Origin of the sequence: Rhizobium mongolense USDA 1844 (assembly GCF_000419765.1) — a bacterium.
Lineage (GTDB): Bacteria > Pseudomonadota > Alphaproteobacteria > Rhizobiales > Rhizobiaceae > Rhizobium > Rhizobium mongolense.
This window is the reverse complement of record NZ_ATTQ01000008.1, coordinates 144,497-161,781: the sequence shown is the minus strand read 5'-3', so window position 1 is coordinate 161,781 and position 17,285 is coordinate 144,497. Positions and strand designations below refer to the sequence as shown.

Genomic DNA, 17,285 nt, shown 5'->3' with positions numbered 1-17,285 from the left:
GGGCTTTAAGTCGCCAGACACTTCAGGAAGCCGTCAACATCGGCTTTTGTCGTGGCGAAGCTGGTGACGAGGCGGATCAGCGTCTCGTTGCCTTCGACGAGGTCAGGCGTTGCGGCCGGAACCGGCCACTCGTAGAATGTCGCCCCCCTGTTTTCAGCAGTTCTCGCCGCGCTCTTGGTGACGACGGCGAAGACTTCGTTGGAGGCGGTGGGCCAGGCGAGCCTGGCGCAATTGCTGGCGCCGATGCCGCCACGCAGGCCATCGGCCATGCTGTTCGCATGGCGGGCAAGATCGAGCCAGAGATCGTTCTTGAAATAAGCGTCGAACTGGGCGGCGATGAAGCGCGACTTGGAGAAGAGCTGTGCCGCACGCTTGCGGATAAAAGGCATTTCTTTGGCCCGATCCGGATTAAAGAAGACGATCGCCTCCGCGCACCAGCAACCGTTCTTGGTGCCGCCGAAGGAAAGCATGTCCACCCCGCGTTTCCATGTCATTTCGGCAGGCGTTGCGCCGAGCGCGACGAGCGCGTTGGCAAAACGTGCTCCATCCATGTGAAGGGCAAGGCTCCTCTTTTTTGCGATGGCTGAAATCTCACCGATTTCCGGCAACGAGTAGACCGTGCCGATTTCGGTTGCCTGGGTGATGGTGATGGCGCTGGCGCGGCCGTGATGTACGGCGTCCTCAGGGAAGCTTGAAATCTTCGCCGAAAGCCTTGCCGGATCGATCTTGCCGGACTCGCCGGGCACGGCAACAAGGCGAGCGGAGCCGGAGAAAAATTCCGGTGCGCCACATTCGTCCTCGATGACATGGGCTTCCGAATGACAGAAGGTGACGCCGCCGGGGCGCTGGACGCTGGCGAGCGAAAGGGAATTCGCAGCCGTACCGGTGGCGACAAAGAAGACGGCGACTTCACGCTCGAAGACTTCGCAAAAGCGTGCCTCGACTTTTTTATCGAGATCGCTGGTGCCGTATGCGGACGCGAAACCGGCGGAAGCCTCGAGCAGGCGTTGGGCAATAGATTGATGGGCGCCAGCCCAGTTGTCGGAAGCAAAATACATGGAAGAACCGTTAGAAAAATGTGGGGTTGGCAAGTTCGGCAGGGACATTACGCCAAAGCTTCACGCGATCAAACATCTGCCTCGCAATGCATCACAAAAATTGAATTCCGCAATCAATAAACAAAATAGTACGGCACCGTGTAATTTAATTTCGTCATTTTCGTCAGATTGGCAATCTTCCGTCGCAAATCGACGATTTTTTAATCGCGCGCTCTTGCGGAGCGCATAGGTTTCTGGCATAGAACTGATGAATTAGGACAGTGTTGCTGTCCTATTTTGGCCTTTGCGGCCGAAGAGGCGCCGAAAGCCCTGACCTTTGCAGGGTTTCACGCTATAGTCCACTCGAGCGCGGCCTTGGCAGCGCTGCGGCGACTGGCAGGCGCGGAGCGCGGCGGCTCGCTTTTGGCGGGCCAACGCGACCGGATCTTCGATAATGCAACAGCGCTGTCACGCGCCGAACCCCGTATCAAGGGACGGCGCGCGACAAAGAGACGCCCGCTCGCGGGTTTTGACAGGAGGGAAAGATGACGAAGACGCCATCCACGGGTTTTGACCAGTTCGCAGCAGCCGACGTGCGCGCAACGGCCAATACGCGTAAATCCGCCTCCGGATTGCCGCGAAAACAGGGTCTTTACGATCCGCGCAACGAACATGACGCCTGCGGCGTCGGCTTCGTCGCGCATATGAAGGGCCAGAAGTCGCACCAGATCGTCAAGGACGGCCTATTCATTCTCGAAAACCTGACGCATCGCGGTGCCGTCGGTGCTGACCCGCTGATGGGCGATGGCGCCGGTCTTCTCGTGCAGATTCCCGACCGTTTCTTCCGCGAGGAAATGGCAAAGCAGGGCGTCATCCTGCCGAAGGCCGGTGAATACGGCATGGGCCATATCTTCATGCCGCGCGACGAGCAGCAGATCGAGCACTTCAAGAAAGTGATCCAGGATGTGATCACCGAGGAAGGCCAGGTCTTCCTCGGCTTCCGCGACGTGCCGGTCGACAACTCGTCGCTCTCCAAGGCGCCGGATATCGCCGCCACCGAACCGCATCATGTTCAGGTCTTCATCGGTGCCGGCGAGGATGCCGCGACGAACGACGAGTTCGAGCGCCGCCTCTTCACGCTCCGCAAGGTGATCTCCAACCGCATCTACGACGAGTTCGAAGGCGAGGAGAGCAACTTTTATCCTGTGTCGCTTTCGTCATCGACCGTCGTCTATAAGGGCATGTTCCTCGCCTATCAGGTCGGCGCTTATTATAAGGACTTGTCGGACCCGCGGTTCGAAAGCGCGGTTGCCCTCGTGCACCAGCGGTTCTCGACCAACACCTTCCCGTCCTGGAAGCTGGCGCATCCCTATCGCATGGTTGCCCACAACGGCGAAATCAACACGCTGCGCGGCAACGTCAACTGGATGGCGGCGCGTCAGGCGTCGGTGTCTTCGCCCCTCTTCGGCGAGGACATTTCCAAACTCTGGCCAATCTCCTACGAAGGCCAGTCGGACACAGCCTGTTTCGATAACGCGCTCGAATTCCTCGTGCGCGGCGGCTATTCGTTGTCGCATGCGGTGATGATGCTGATCCCCGAAGCCTGGGCCGGCAACCAGTCGATGGCGGCTGAGCGCAAGGCATTCTACGAATACCACGCTGCCCTGATGGAACCATGGGACGGGCCGGCTGCTGTCGCCTTCACCGACGGCAAGCAGATCGGCGCGACGCTCGACCGCAACGGCCTTCGTCCGGCGCGCTATCTCGTCACCAATGACGATCGTGTCATCATGGCGTCGGAAGCGGGTGTGCTGCCGGTTCCGGAAGAAAACATCGTCCAGAAGTGGCGCCTGCAGCCCGGCAAGATGCTGCTGATCGATATGGAAGAAGGCCGCATCATCTCGGATGACGAGGTGAAGTCGCAACTTGCGACCCAGCATCCCTATCGCAGCTGGCTCGACCGTACTCAGCTTATCCTGGAAGACCTGAAGCCGGTCGAGCCGCGTGCGCTGCGCCGCGATGTTTCGCTGCTCAACCGCCAGCAGGCCTTCGGCTACACAACTGAAGACACGAGAATCTTGATGTCGCCGATGGCGACGACGGGTCAGGAAGCGATCGGCTCGATGGGTACGGATACGCCGATTTCGGCGATGTCCGACAAGTCGAAGCTGCTCTACACCTACTTCAAGCAGAACTTCGCCCAAGTCACGAACCCGCCGATCGATCCGATCCGCGAAGAGCTTGTCATGAGCCTGGTTTCCTTCATCGGGCCGCGGCCGAACATCCTCGACCATACGGGCATGGCGAACGCCAAGCGCCTCGAAGTGCGCCAGCCGATCCTGACCAACGGCGATCTCGAAAAGATCCGCTCGATCGGTCACACGGAAGACCGTTTCGATACCAAGACACTCGACTTCACCTACGATGTCGAGCGTGGTGCCGAAGGCATGCCGGATATGCTCGACCGTCTCTGCGAGCGCGCCGAAGCGGCAGTCAAGGGTGGCTACAACATCATCGTACTCTCCGACCGTCAGATCGGGCCAGATCGCATCGCGATCCCGGCGCTGCTTGCGACCGCTGCCGTCCACCATCACCTGATCCGCAAGGGGCTTCGAACCTCGGTCGGTCTTGTCGTCGAAACCGGCGAGCCGCGCGAAGTGCATCACTTCTGCCTGCTCGCGGGCTATGGTGCTGAAGCGATCAACCCTTATCTCGCCTTCGACACGCTGCTCGACATGCATGCCAAGGGCGAGTTTCCGAAGGAAGTGGACGCCAGCGAAATCGTCTACCGCTACATCAAGGCCGTCGGAAAAGGCATCCTCAAGGTCATGTCAAAGATGGGCATCTCGACCTATCAATCCTATTGCGGTGCGCAGATCTTCGACGCGATCGGACTGCAGTCGGAATTCGTCGACAAGTATTTCTTCGGCACCGCCACGATGATCGAAGGCGTCGGGCTGGAAGAGATCGCCACGGAAACCGTTGCTCGCCATACGGCCGCCTTCGGCCGCGACCCGTTGCTTGCAAGCACGCTCGACATTGGCGGCGAATATGCTTTTCGCATGCGTGGTGAAAGCCATGCCTGGACGCCGGACGCTGTTGCAGCCCTTCAGCATGCCGTTCGCGGCAATGCCGAGGATCGTTACCGCGAATTCTCCGAAATGGTGAACACGACGGCGCTGCGCATGAACACCATCCGCGGCCTGTTCAAGGTCAAGAGCGCAGAGCAGCTCGGCCGCAAGCCGGTATCGATCGACGAGGTCGAACCGGCTGCAGATATCGTCAGGCGCTTCTCGACGGGTGCGATGTCCTTCGGCTCGATCAGCCGAGAGGCGCACACGACGCTCGCAATCGCCATGAACAGGATCGGCGGCAAGTCGAACACCGGCGAAGGCGGCGAAGAGTCCGACCGCTACATGCCGCTGCGCGACGGCTCGATGAACCCGGAACGCTCGGCGATCAAGCAGATCGCTTCGGGACGCTTCGGGGTGACGACCGAATATCTTGTCAATGCCGACGTGCTGCAGATCAAGGTCGCGCAGGGTGCAAAGCCCGGCGAAGGCGGCCAGCTGCCGGGTCACAAGGTCGATGCGACGGTCGCCAAGACCCGTCACTCGACGCCCGGCGTCGGGCTGATTTCGCCGCCGCCGCATCATGACATTTATTCGATCGAAGATCTGGCGCAGCTCATCTACGACCTGAAGAACGTCAACCCGACGTCCGACGTCTCGGTCAAGCTCGTCTCGGAAGTCGGCGTCGGCACGGTCGCCGCCGGTGTTGCCAAGGCGCGCGCCGACCACATCACCGTTGCCGGCTTTGACGGCGGCACGGGTGCGTCGCCGCTCACTTCGCTGAAGCATGCCGGCAGCCCTTGGGAAATCGGCCTCGCCGAAACCCAGCAGACGCTGGTGCTGAACGGGCTGCGCTCGCGTGTCGCGCTGCAGGTGGACGGCGGCCTGAAGACCGGCCGCGATGTCATCATCGGCGCGCTGCTGGGCGCCGACGAGTTCGGCTTCGCAACCGCGCCGCTGATTGCCGCGGGCTGCATCATGATGCGCAAGTGCCACCTCAACACCTGTCCGGTAGGGGTTGCGACGCAGGACCCGGTTCTGCGCAAGCGCTTCAAGGGCACGCCCGAGCACGTCATCAACTACTTCTTCTTCGTCGCCAACGAAGTGCGCGAAATCCTGGCCTCGCTCGGCTTTACCAAGCTCGATGACATCATCGGCGCTTCGGAACTGCTTGAGAAGGACGAGATGCTGGCGCACTGGAAGGCCAAGGGGCTCGACTTCAGCCGTATCTTCCACAAGGTTGATGCAGCAAAGGAAGAGACCTACTGGACGGCGCGTCAGAAGCACCCGATCGACGACATTCTCGACCGCAAGCTGATCGAGAAGGCCGAGCCTGCGCTGTCGTCGAAGACGCCGGTCGCCTTCGAAGTCGATATCAAGAATGTCGACCGTTCGGCGGGCGCCATGCTCTCTGGCGAGGTTGCCAAGCGCTACAACCACCGCGGCCTGAAGGACGACACAATCAACGTCACACTCAAGGGGACAGCCGGTCAGTCGTTCGGTGCGTTCCTCGCGCGCGGCGTCACCTTCACCCTCATCGGCGATGGCAACGACTATGTCGGCAAGGGCCTTTCCGGCGGCAAGATCATCATCCGGCCCCCGGAGAACTCGAAGATCGTCGCTGAAGATTCCATCATCGTCGGCAACACCGTGCTTTACGGTGCGACTGAAGGCGAGTGCTACTTCCGCGGTGTCGCGGGCGAGCGTTTCGCGGTGCGCAACTCAGGCGCCATTGCCGTTGTCGAGGGCGTGGGCGACCACGGCTGCGAATACATGACGGGCGGCGTGGTGGTCGTGCTCGGCGCAACGGGCCGCAACTTTGCGGCCGGCATGTCCGGCGGCGTCGCCTACGTTCTCGACGAGGCCGGCGACTTCGCCAAGCGCTGCAACATGGCGATGGTCGAACTCGAACCGGTTCCGGAAGAGGACGACATGCTGGAGAAGCTGCACCATCACGGCGGCGACCTCATGCACAAGGGACGCGTTGATGTCTCCGGCGACATGACGCGTCACGACGAGGAGCGCCTTTACCAGCTGATCTCCAACCATCTGCACTACACGGGCTCGACCCGCGCCAAGCAGATCCTGGACAACTGGGTCGACTACCGCCCGAAATTCCGCAAGGTCATGCCAGTCGAGTACCGTCGTGCGCTCGAGGAAATGGAGCGGAGCCGGATGGGGATCGCCGCGGAGTGAGTGCTCTAAATCGCTAAATCTGCCACTGCTTCGACAAGCGGCATGGAGGATGCTGGTAAGAACGATGATGAAAAATCGGTTTTCTCTGCTTCATTCCTTCATCTCTCTGTGCCTCGCCGTCGCAGTTTCCGCCGGAACCTCTTTTGCCGGCGGCGGCCTTGAAACGGAATTCGTAGCCCTTGGCGCAGTCATGGGACTGGCCCACTGGTATTGGGGACCCCTGGGTCTTGGGCTTTAAGATGATGAGGGACGAAAATATGGGTAAGGTCACAGGGTTTCTGGAAATCGACCGGCAGGTAGCGAAGTATCAGCCGGCGTCGGATCGTATCCGGCATTTCCGCGAATTCACGATCCCGATGTCGGACCAGGAAGTGCAGAAACAGGCCGCGCGCTGCATGGACTGTGGCATCCCCTATTGCCATGGCCCGACCGGCTGCCCGATCCATAACCAAATTCCGGACTGGAACGACCTCGTCTACAACAACAATTGGGAAGCGGCGATCCAGAACTTGCATTCGACCAACAACTTCCCGGAGTTCACCGGCCGTGTCTGCCCGGCGCCCTGCGAGGAAGCCTGCACGCTGAACCTCGAAGATGCGCCGGTTGCGATCAAGACGGTCGAGCAGGCGATTGCCGATAAGGCTTACGAGCTCGGCTTCATCCGTCCGCAGCCGGCAACGGTCCATACCGGCAAGAAGGTCGCGGTCATCGGCTCCGGTCCCGCTGGTATGGCGGCTGCCCAGCAGCTCGGCCGCGCCGGCCATGAGGTCCATGTCTACGAACGCGAAAGCCGCCCGGGCGGCCTGCTGCGCTACGGCATTCCCGACTTCAAGATGGAGAAGAACTTCATCGATCGCCGCGTCGAGCAGATGAAGGGCGAGGGCGTTACCTTCCATTGCGGCGTCAATGTCGGCGTCGACATGAAGGTAGAGCAGTTACTGTCCGACTACGATGCCGTGCTTTACTGCGGCGGCTCCGAAACGCCGCGCGAAGCCGGCATTCCCGGTATCGAACTTGCCGGCGTCCATGACGCGATGCCCTATCTCGTGCAGCAGAACAAGCGTGTCGGCCGCGAAAACATCGACAGCGTCGGCTGGGCGTCGGACCCGATCCTGGCGGGCGCCAAGCATGTGGTCGTCGTCGGTGGCGGCGATACTGCTTCGGACTGCGTCGGCACGGCGTTCCGTCAGGGCGCTGTGAAGGTTACGCAACTCGACATTCGTCCGCAGCCGCCGGAGAAGGAAGACAAACTCGCCGTTTGGCCGTTCTGGGCAACCAAGATGCGCACCTCTTCGTCGCAGGCGGAAGGCGCCGTGCGCGAGTTCCAGGTGGCGACGCTGGAGTTCATCGGCGAAGACGGCGTGCTGACAGGTGTCACGTGCTGCGAAGTCGACGAGCGCCGCAAGCCGGTTCCCGGTACGGAATTCGTCATCAAGGCGGATCTTGCCTTCATCGCCATCGGTTTTCGCGGACCGTTCACTGACAGCGTGCTCAAGGAACTGGACGGCGAACTGACGCTCAACACCGACCGCCGTGGCTCGACCAATGTCGTTGCCAACGACCACGACTACAAGACTTCGGTCGACAAGCTATGGACGGCAGGCGACGTTCGCCGCGGCCAATCGCTGGTCGTCTGGGCGATCCGCGAAGGCCGCCAGGCAGCGCGTGCGATCGATGAAGCGCTGATGGGCTCGACGGTTCTGCCGCGCTGATTGCGGTCGCTTAAAGCCGAACAGAACGCGCTGCTCGCAAAAGGTTGCGGGCGGCCGATCTATTGAGCAGCCTGTCGGGTATCCGTTCAAGGGCTTCGAAAGGCGAGGCTCGACCGACTTCGAGTCCGAAGGCGAGCGTCACGAAAATTTCGTCGCCATGCGCACTGTCGCTCGCTCGGCCAAAGAACTGAAGCTTATTTAGCCGAGACCCGTTTCGGCTCTTTCGAGGCCGGAAGACTGTAGTCGTCCACGCGTCCTGCCGGGGCCGGCTCCATCTTGCCCTCCTGCACGAGCATGTCTCTTGGCGAGTTCGCCAAAGCGGCCGAAGGCTGCCTGCCGCCGAGAAGCTCAGCTCCTCCATCGAGATTGGGGTCCGAAAGACTGATTGGCTGCGTATGCGCGACCGGGTCCGATGGCAGACCGAGATGGGGCAGGTTGCTGGTGTCGAGACGCACAAGGTCGGGACTTGCCTGCGTGCCGAGAAGGCGGCGGGCCGGCTTTTCAACATAGAAGGCGACCTTGCGACGTCCGGCCTGTGTCAGATTGATGCCATCCGAAGTGCGCAGGCGCACCTGCTGACCATTGATGTCGGATCCCGTCACCACGAACTGTCCGTTCTCGTCCACGAAGCCATCCCAGATGTCGACGAATTCGCCGCCGATGCTTTCCACCTGCTTGCGATAGAGCTGGTTCATCTGGACGGCGTCGGCCGTCATCGAGGGCGATTCGAAAGCAGGAAGTCCGACCCAAAGCAATGGGATCTTGCGGTTCGTTATTTCCTTGCCGAAGTTCAGCACACGCTTCTGATATTCGCCATACCAGGCGTCGGTGCGGAACTTCTCCTTGGCGCCGCCGATTACCATCTGCTGCCGGTCGTTGGCGCCGATCATGACGACGACCATCGCCGGCTTCAGTTCGTCCATGATCTTCAGGAGCTGTTCGGGCCAGTCGTAATAATCGTCGCGCACCAGGCCCGAAGAGACGTTGCCTCGGGCCTCTACGATCACGCCGGGCGAAGTCTTGAATGCTTCCGTCATGCCATCGCCCAGGCCGCTTGCGAGAAAATCGCCGACGATCAGGATCTTTTGGGCATTCTCGAGTTTCTGGACCACCGGCTCCTGAATGACGGGCGCTACAGGCCGCGCAGTGGCGACGGTTGGGGGTTTGGGGGCGAGCGGCGCCCGTTTGCGCTGACGCTGCGGCGGGCGTCGAACCTCGGGCGGCGGCGCATAATCTTCGTTGATGTAGCGGCGGCCGGTGAAGAAATCGAAGATCGAGCGGCGGTAGTAATAGCGCTCCTGCGCGTCGGCAAAATCAACGGGCGCGGTGATGCCGAAGGAAAGCACAAGAGCGGCGGAAAGCAGCGTCCTCCAGCCCCGTTTCAGCCTGTCAACCGATCTACGCATCGTCATGCCCCGCATCTCGCGACATTTTCGCATGGAGGGGACACACACGTCCACTCTCCATGAAAGCTATGTCGCGGATTTCTCCTTTCTAGCGCCGGAGCGCGTTCAGGAGCGGGAGCGAGGGTTTGCCATCGGCCTGCATGCCGAGACGTTCTTGAACCGCCGAAATTGCGGCTTTCGAACCTGACCCGAAATTGCCGTCGACCTCGCCGTTGTAATAGCCGAGCGTCTTCAAGCGATTTTGCAGCTCGAATTTTTCCTTCATGTCGAGCGTGCCCTCCGGGCGCGGCCAGCGCTGTTTCATACCACCATAACCGGCAATTTCATCGGCAAGCAGGCCAACGGCGAGCGCATAGCTGTCGGAAGCGTTGTATTTCTTGATCGTGAAAAAGTTCGCGGTCATCAGGAAGCCGGGACCGCCGGCGCCAGCCGGCATCTTCAGCACGGCCCTTGTTGAGCCGTCTCGAAAACCCTTGCCGCTCGGGCGGGTGAGGCCCATCGCTGCCCATTGCGCGATCGTATGTGTCTTGCCTACCTGCTTTGCGAGGCTCGCCGGAACCGAGACTTCGTAGCCCCAGGTCCTGCCGGTGTCCCAGCCGTTCTTTGCAAGAAGGTTGGCGGAGGTCGCAAGTGCATCCGGCACGGAATTCCAGATGTCGCGATGACCATTGCGGTCGGCATCGACGGCATAGAGCAGATAGCTTGTCGGGATGAACTGCGTATGGCCCATGGCGCCTGCCCAGGATCCCGTCATGCCATCGGCAGAGATATCACCGTTCTGCAGGATCTTCAGCGCAGCGACGAGCTGCTTCTTGGCATATTTGGCTCGGCGGTCGTCCGCGTAGGCAAGGGTTGCAAGCGCGCGTGGCACATAGTGCAGCCGGTCGTCCTTTGTGAGGACTGCGCCGTAGTTCGATTCCATCGACCAGATCGCCAGGATGATGTTCTTGTCGACGCCGAAATGCCGTTCGATCGCCGTCAGAGTCGCCGCATGCTTTGTGGCCATTTTGCGGCCGATCTCGGCTGTGTAGGGGTTCACGCGGGAGTCCACATAGTCCCAAATCTTGGTCGTGAATTCCGGCTGAAAGGTCGCCTTTTCAAGGACTGTCGGGTCCGGTTCTGTCACGTCCGCGAAAGCTTTCCGATAGGTTGCCTTGCTGATGCCATTTTGCGCGGCAGTTTGATAAAAGTCCGCGATCCACTTCTGGAACCGCTGGTCGGCCGCCGCGCTATGGGGAGCCAGACCTGCGGAAGCGGTCACCATGAGGGCGAGAGCAAGACCACGAAGGGAGTATTTGCGGTTCTGGGTCATCGGCAGTCGTATCCGTCATCTTCGTTGCACGTGCGGCGGAGTTGCAGTTTCCGGCCAAACCCGACACTACCGGAACGGAGTCAACAAATTCTTTACCATGACCGGCTTCTCCCGTCATCCTTTGCAAAACGGTAGCGATTCTAATCTAGTTCACCCTAAATAGCTTGAGTGTAAAAGCGATCCAGCCCCCCTAGGAGGTCTAAGTGGGACAGCAGAAGAAAGTTCGTAAAGCGGTATTCCCGGTTGCAGGTTTGGGGACACGCTTCCTCCCGGCCACCAAAGCCGTTCCGAAGGAAATGCTGACTGTCGTCGATAAACCGATCATTCAGTATGTGATCGACGAGGCTCTTGAAGCCGGCATTGAACACTTCGTTTTCGTGACCGGGCGCAACAAGCATATCATCGAAGACTATTTCGACATTCATTTCGAGCTCGAGCAGACGCTGCGCGAACGCAGCAAGCAGGCGGAAATGACGCTGCTCGCCAATCAGCTTCCCAAGGCAGGCACGGTCAGCTTCACCCGCCAACAGGAGCCACTCGGCCTCGGCCACGCAGTATGGTGCGCCCGTGAGATCGTCGGCGACGAACCTTTCGCGCTGCTGCTGCCGGACATGATCATGAAGAATGAAGGCAAGGGCTGCATGAAGGGCATGATCGATCTCTATGCCCAGAGCGGCGGCAACATCATCGCCGTCGAGGAATGTGCTCCCGATCAAGCGCATAAATACGGCATCGTGGGAGCCGGCGAACCGATCGGCGAGGGCTTCCGCATCACCGGCATGGTCGAGAAACCGGCCAAGGGAACGGCACCTTCCAACTTCTTCATCAACGGCCGCTACATCCTGCAGCCGGAGATATTCAAGATCCTCGAGACGCAGGAGCGCGGCGCCGGCAACGAAATCCAGCTGACCGACGGCATGCTGAAGCTGCTCAAGGAACAGGATTTTGCCGGCTACCATTTCCGCGGCACGACCTATGACTGCGGCGCGAAGGATGGCTTCATCCTTGCCAATGTTGCCTTCGCACTCGAACGTGCGGATATCCGCCCGACCGTCGAAGACGGTTTCAAGGCACTGCTGAAAGGCCTTTGAGCCTAGCGCTTCAGCTTGAGACCGACGCCGGCTCGCCATTGCTGCGAGTCGGCGCCCACATCGCGCGTCGTCAGCTCGTAACCCAGCGTGCTGGTGAAATCGAGATAGCGGTTGATGTTCCAGGTGAGACCGCCGCTCGCCGTATAGACAGTCTCGTCGCTGCTGCCGCCGGACGGATAGTCCCGCAAAGTCACCCCACCCAGCACCGTTGCCTGGAGATTGTCGCGCAGCTGATGCGTGACCGCCGTTGTCAGTACGTGCGAGATATAACCGCTCTGACCAGCTGTCGTTGAGGGTTGGATGCTGGTCGATAGATCAAAACGAACGTCGGTTCCACGCAGCGGCGACCAGAAAAGGTTTGCATCGACGGTTGCAGTATTGATCGAATCGAGGCGGCTATCGTCAAAGGTTGCGGTTTCGTAGCCGAGACCGACTTCACCCCTCAACTTTTCTCCAAGATCGACCTCGACGCCAGCTTTGGCGCCGTAGCTGTTGCCGGAGCGCGCAAAACCCGCCGAATCCCGGGTTTCGTCGTAGACAGTCTTACCGACCGAGGCCTCGACGAAGGGAATGAGTGCAGGCGAAAGCTCATAGCCGACACGGGCGCGAAATGTGCCGGACGTCTGGTCGCGGTCGCTGAGCGAGATCCTCGTGCCGTTCGGAAGCACCGCGTCGGAGTAGATGGTCCGGGTCAGATCGAGTGCCGCGGTACCGCGCAGGATGCCGAAATCGCGCTCGACGGATGCGCCTGCTGAGAACTCCTGCACATCCGATTGCTGCTCGGCATCGGCGATCGCGTCAGGATCGTCGGTGTCTTCCCGATAAAACCGGTATCCGCCCTTGATATGAGCGACCGTATCGTCCGGCAGGTCGAGGCGAAGGTCCCCGTCGATGTCGAAGGCGGGCTGTTCTTCGCCGGTACCGCTGACATTGCGCTGCCAGGTGCCCTCACTCGTGACGATCAGTTGATGGAGCGCCCAGTCGGAGGTCAGCGTTGCGTGGGCGTCGGTTTGGAGGAAGGCGCGCGTCTCCTTTGTCCCTCCGTCCTTCGTCGTTTCGGTGTTGATCGACTGGGTAACGGAAGGGCGCAGCACGAAGGTGCCGATGCGGATGCCCGGCGTCTCCTGACCTGAGAGGTTTTCCTCCGGTTTGCGTGGCGCCCTTCTGTCATCGATTGCCGGTTCGCGGGTATTCAGGCGACGAATGTCCTCATCGAGAATGGAGCCGGTCGTCTCGCCGGACGGATCCTGATCAGTCGTCCCCGTTGCCATCGTTGTTCCGGCTTGTTGGTTTGAGCTGGGCGGCGTGCCGCTCATTCCATCGGCGGAGGGATTTGCGATATCGCTACCGTCGACCGCGCCATTGGCGGGCAATTGCTGGGCATTCGACGAACTGCTGTTAGACTGCGAGCTAGATGCTGACGAATAGCCGGATGTGCCGCTGCCGGTGCTGTTCCGCGCAGACTGAGCAAAACCGGGGTGAGGGTGAAGAAACAATCCGAAGAGAGCGATAGAAGACACGGCAAAACGCGCCGCGCAGAGCGGCGCCAAACTGCTCGTCTCTCTTTCCTTGGCCATCCGGATTCCGCGCGTGGCATGCTTCAATTCGTTACCCGAACGTAAAGCCTCGTGGTTAATCATTCGTTGCGGCCGCGAGGCTTTGTTCACAGGTTGCAAGGCGACGTGGGTAGACACCTGAAATGAAAAGCGCTAACGCAGGACCATGAGGAAAGCAGTTAGACTTGTTGAGAACGGTGTGCTCGAATCCGCCAAGCGGACGATCGAGACGGAGAGACGCGGACTGGAAGCGCTGGAGCGCGCCTTGAGCGACGGTCTGTCGGAGCCGTTTTCTCAAACGGTAGAGACGATCGGCAGTATCAAGGGTCGTGTCATCGTAACGGGCGTCGGCAAAAGTGGACATATCGGAACGAAACTGGCTGCTACCCTTGCTTCGACGGGCACGCCTGCGTTTTTCGTTCACGCTGCCGAAGCCAATCACGGCGACCTTGGGATGATCGCGAGCGACGATCTTGTGCTCGCCATCTCCAAGGGCGGCGAGAGCGCGGAACTGCGCAGCATCATTGCCTATACGCGCCGATTTTCCATCCCCCTGGTCGCCCTCACATGCAGCGAACACTCGTCGCTGGCGACGGCATCCGACATCGTGCTGCTGATCCCGAACGAGCAGGAAGCATGCCCGAACGGCCTTGCGCCAACGACATCGACATTGATGCAGCTCGCCCTCGGGGATGCGCTCGCGATCGCGCTGCTTGAAGCACGCGGCTTCACGGCGCGGGATTTCCATGTCTTCCACCCGGGTGGCAAGCTCGGTGCCAGCCTGATGCATGTCGGCGACGTCATGCATACCGGCGACCGCGTCCCGCTGGTGGCGAAGGGGACACCGATGCCGGAGGCGATCCACGTGCTGTCGCGCAAGCATTTCGGCTGCGTCGGCGTCCTGGACGAGGACGGGCGGCTCGGCGGCATCGTTACCGAAGGCGACATTGCCCGTAATTTGACGCGCAACCTGTCCGAGCTTTGCGTCGATGACATCATGACGCGCACGCCAAAGACGGTCAGGCCGACGGCGCTTGCGACAAGCGCGCTGGCATTGCTGGAGCAGTATCAAATCGGCGCGCTGATCGTGATCGATGACGATAACAAGCCGGCCGGCCTGGTGCATTTTCATGATCTCTTGCGGATCGGCGTCGCCTGATCAGAGCGGCTCGACCGTCAGGTCGCGCCCGTTGCTTGCGACCACCTTCACCTGCGTTCCGACCGGGAGGTTCGGGCCTGTCACCCGCCAGATCGTATCATCGATGCGGATGCGGCCGCGGCCTTCGGCGATCGGTTCTAAGAGCGTTGCCGTCCGGCCGACGAGACTTGCGCCCCGCTGATTGAGGAAGGGTTCGTCGGTCGTATCATGGCGAAGCGTCAGCCGGCGGCCAAGGAACGTCGCAGCGACGGCCAGGATGGCAAAAAGGATGAGCTGCGTTTCCCAGATCCAGAAGGCGGCATTCCAAAGCAGCAGCGACAGAATGCCGACAGCGAGCGCGGCAAGACCGATCCAGACGAGGAAAAAGCCCGGCACCATCATTTCGGCGGCAAGCAGCGCCAGCCCCACAATCCACCAGGTCCATGGTCCCAGTTCGGCAACGACGCGTGTCAGCATTCGTCAGCGCTCCGGGGGCTGGTTGAAGGGATTGACCGGCGGGGTTGTGCGCGGCGGCACTTGACGCGGCCGCGGCGGGGAGGGCGGATTGTTGCCGTCGCCGAAGACCTCCTTAGCGATTGCACCGATACCGCTCAGCGAGCCGATAATGGATGAGGCCTCCATCGGCATCAGGACAATCTTGGAATTGCCGGCCGTACCGATGGCAGACAGCGCCTCTGTATATTTCTGCGCGACGAAATAGTTGATCGCCTGCACGTCGCCGGCGGCGATCGCTTCGGAGACCATCTTTGTCGCCTTGGCTTCCGCCTCGGCCAGACGCTCGCGGGCTTCCGCTTCGCGGAACGCTGCCTCGCGCTGGCCTTCTGCCTCCAGGATCGCCGATTGCTTGGCACCTTCGGCGCGAAGGATCTGAGCGTTGCGCGAACCTTCGGCTTCCAGAATTTGGGCACGCTTCTCACGCTCGGCCTTCATCTGCCGCGCCATGGCGTCGACGAGATCGGTCGGCGGACGGATATCCTTGATCTCGATACGGGTGACCTTGATGCCCCACGGCTGCACGGCATCATCGACGACCCGCAGCAGCCGGTCATTGATCGCATCGCGGTTGGACAGAAGCTCGTCGAGGTCCATAGAGCCCATGACGGAGCGGATATTGGTCATCGTCAGGTTAAGAACGGCGTTTTCGAGATTGGAGACCTGATAGGCGGCCTGCGCGGCATTCAGGACCTGATAGAAGGCCACGGCATCGGCGGCCACCGAGGCGTTGTCCCGGGTGATGACTTCCTGGGTGGGTACGTCGAGCACCTGCTCCATCACATTCATGCGGGCGCCGATGCGCTCGATGAAGGGCGTGATGATGTTGAGGCCTGGCTCCAGTGTGCGCGTATAGCGGCCGAAGCGCTCGATCGTATAGCGATAGCCCTGCGGCACCGTCTTGATGCCTGCAAAAAGCACAAGGATGACGAAGACGACGAGAGCAATAACGACGATATCGAACCCGCCTAAAATCATCACTCTCTCTCCTTCAACAGGCCCATGATCGCGGCGATCCTATTCAACGAGCGGGATATTCACAAGCGCACGCCAAGGTTTTAAACAGCAGCCCGAAGACCGGGCGCGGCTGGCAGCCGACGTCGGTCTCAGACCCAACCCAGCAGTTCGCGGCGCACGACCTTCTCCAGCACGCGCATTCCGTCCTCACTGTCGTTGAGGCACGGAATATGCGCAAATTTCTCGCCTCCGTTTTCATGAAAGGAATGGGCCGCCTGCTCGGCAATCTCTTCCAGCGTTTCCAGGCAGTCGGAGACGAAACCGGGATTGAGAACGGCGATGCGTTTGACGCCGTCCTGCGCCAGCTTTTCGACCGTCTTGTCGGTATAGGGCTGCAGCCATTCTTCCGGCCCGAAGCGGGACTGGAAGGTGATCATGAACTTCTCCTTCGCAAGGCCGAGCATTTCGCGAAGCAGGTGGCCTGTCTTCTGGCATTGGAAGAAGTAGGGATCGCCCTGCTCGGAATAGGAGAGCGGGATGCCGTGAAACGAGGCGAGGATCACCTCCGGTTCCCAGTCGAGCCCCGCAAGATGCTTTGTCACCGAATTGGCGAGCGCTTCGATATAGGTTTCGTCGTCGTGATAGTCCGGCACCGTGCGCAATGCCGGCTGCCAGCGCATCTTCAATAGATGCTGGAATGCCTTGTCGTTGACTGTAGCGGTCGTCGCTGCCGCATATTGCGGATAGAGCGGGAAAAGAACGATGCGGTCGCAGCCTTCGTCTTTCAGTGCGTTGATGCGCGAAGCGATGGAGGGCGTGCCGTAACGCATAGCCCAGTCTACCCTTACATTCGGCAGGTCCTTCAGACGCGCGCCCATGAGATCGGACTGGTTGCGCGTATAGGTGCGCAGATAGCTCTCGTTCTTATCCTTGTTCCAGATCGTCTCGTAGGCCTTGCCGACCTTCTGCGGGCGGGTGTTCAGGACGATGCCGAAGAGGATCGGGTACCATTTCAACGGTGACCATTCGATGACGCGCCGGTCGGTCAGGAATTCACGCAGATAGCGCCGCATCGACGTGTAGTCGGTGCCGTCAGGCGTGCCGAGATTGACGAGAAGGACTCCGACCTTGCCGAATTTGACCGGAGGATGCTCGGCCGGGAGGTATGAAGGTGCAATGGTCATCTTGGCCCCAACGTTTGATCGTCTCTTTCCGCTCATAGGCAGCCGGCGCGATGGTATCCCTATAAGTGGAAAAACCGGCCCGGGAAACCCCGGACCGGTCTTCAACATCCAG

Annotated in this window: 12 protein-coding genes; 5 read left to right on the top strand and 7 right to left on the bottom strand. The window is 60.5% G+C overall.

Translation table 11 applies throughout. The features are described from left to right. Positions 1-5 precede the first annotated feature (5 nt). Positions 6-1,058 carry a threonine aldolase family protein gene (locus A3C3_RS0117340; protein WP_022715847.1) on the bottom strand — a complete coding sequence of 351 codons (1,053 nt, stop codon included), beginning with the start codon at positions 1,056-1,058 and terminating at the stop codon, positions 6-8. Positions 1,059-1,582: 524 nt separating this feature from the next. Here A3C3_RS0117340 and gltB point away from each other — a divergent pair. The 3 genes from gltB to A3C3_RS0117320 all read left to right on the top strand — a co-directional run bounded on the left by gltB (position 1,583) and on the right by A3C3_RS0117320 (position 8,016). Further along, positions 1,583-6,304, top strand: coding sequence for a glutamate synthase large subunit (gltB, locus tag A3C3_RS0117330; protein WP_022715845.1), 4,722 nt, complete (start codon positions 1,583-1,585; stop codon positions 6,302-6,304). 64 nt (positions 6,305-6,368) lie between these two features. Continuing rightward, positions 6,369-6,542, top strand: coding sequence for a hypothetical protein (locus tag A3C3_RS46480; protein ID WP_022715844.1), 174 nt, complete (start codon positions 6,369-6,371; stop codon positions 6,540-6,542). Positions 6,543-6,561: 19 nt separating this feature from the next. After that, the gene (locus tag A3C3_RS0117320; RefSeq protein ID WP_028739735.1) at positions 6,562-8,016 is read left to right on the top strand and encodes a glutamate synthase subunit beta; all 1,455 of its coding nucleotides are present in this window, start codon (positions 6,562-6,564) and stop codon (positions 8,014-8,016) included. A 194-nt stretch (positions 8,017-8,210) separates the two neighbouring features. Here A3C3_RS0117320 and A3C3_RS0117315 read toward each other — a convergent pair whose 3' ends face one another. Continuing rightward, positions 8,211-9,422: an SGNH/GDSL hydrolase family protein gene (locus A3C3_RS0117315; RefSeq protein WP_028739734.1), complete on the bottom strand. Its 1,212-nt coding sequence runs from the start codon at positions 9,420-9,422 to the stop codon at positions 8,211-8,213. Between the two features lie 88 nt (positions 9,423-9,510). Then, complete coding sequence (locus A3C3_RS0117310) at positions 9,511-10,734, bottom strand: lytic murein transglycosylase (RefSeq protein WP_022715842.1); 1,224 nt, start codon at positions 10,732-10,734, stop codon at positions 9,511-9,513. Positions 10,735-10,937: 203 nt separating this feature from the next. On the opposite strand from A3C3_RS0117310, the gene galU reads away from it, so the two are divergent. Then, positions 10,938-11,825: a UTP--glucose-1-phosphate uridylyltransferase GalU gene (gene galU, locus A3C3_RS0117305; protein WP_022715841.1), complete on the top strand. Its 888-nt coding sequence runs from the start codon at positions 10,938-10,940 to the stop codon at positions 11,823-11,825. Between the two features lie 2 nt (positions 11,826-11,827). Here the strand turns inward: galU and A3C3_RS0117300 are convergent, their stop codons facing one another. Continuing rightward, the gene (locus A3C3_RS0117300) at positions 11,828-13,402 is read right to left on the bottom strand and encodes an outer membrane beta-barrel protein (RefSeq protein WP_022715840.1); all 1,575 of its coding nucleotides are present in this window, start codon (positions 13,400-13,402) and stop codon (positions 11,828-11,830) included. Positions 13,403-13,547: 145 nt separating this feature from the next. On the opposite strand from A3C3_RS0117300, the gene A3C3_RS0117295 reads away from it, so the two are divergent. Then, the gene (locus tag A3C3_RS0117295; protein WP_022715839.1) at positions 13,548-14,540 is read left to right on the top strand and encodes a KpsF/GutQ family sugar-phosphate isomerase; all 993 of its coding nucleotides are present in this window, start codon (positions 13,548-13,550) and stop codon (positions 14,538-14,540) included. On the opposite strand, the gene A3C3_RS0117290 is transcribed toward A3C3_RS0117295, so the two are convergent. The 3 genes from A3C3_RS0117290 to hemH form a co-directional block, all read right to left on the bottom strand. After that, complete coding sequence (locus tag A3C3_RS0117290; protein WP_022715838.1) at positions 14,541-14,996, bottom strand: NfeD family protein; 456 nt, start codon at positions 14,994-14,996, stop codon at positions 14,541-14,543. A 3-nt stretch (positions 14,997-14,999) separates the two neighbouring features. Continuing rightward, positions 15,000-16,010 carry an SPFH domain-containing protein gene (locus A3C3_RS0117285; RefSeq protein ID WP_022715837.1) on the bottom strand — a complete coding sequence of 337 codons (1,011 nt, stop codon included), beginning with the start codon at positions 16,008-16,010 and terminating at the stop codon, positions 15,000-15,002. 128 nt (positions 16,011-16,138) lie between these two features. Further along, a complete protein-coding gene (gene hemH / locus A3C3_RS0117280; RefSeq protein ID WP_376774929.1) occupies positions 16,139-17,209 on the bottom strand; it encodes a ferrochelatase in 1,071 nt (356 codons plus the stop codon). Between the last annotated feature and the right edge of the window lie 76 nt (positions 17,210-17,285).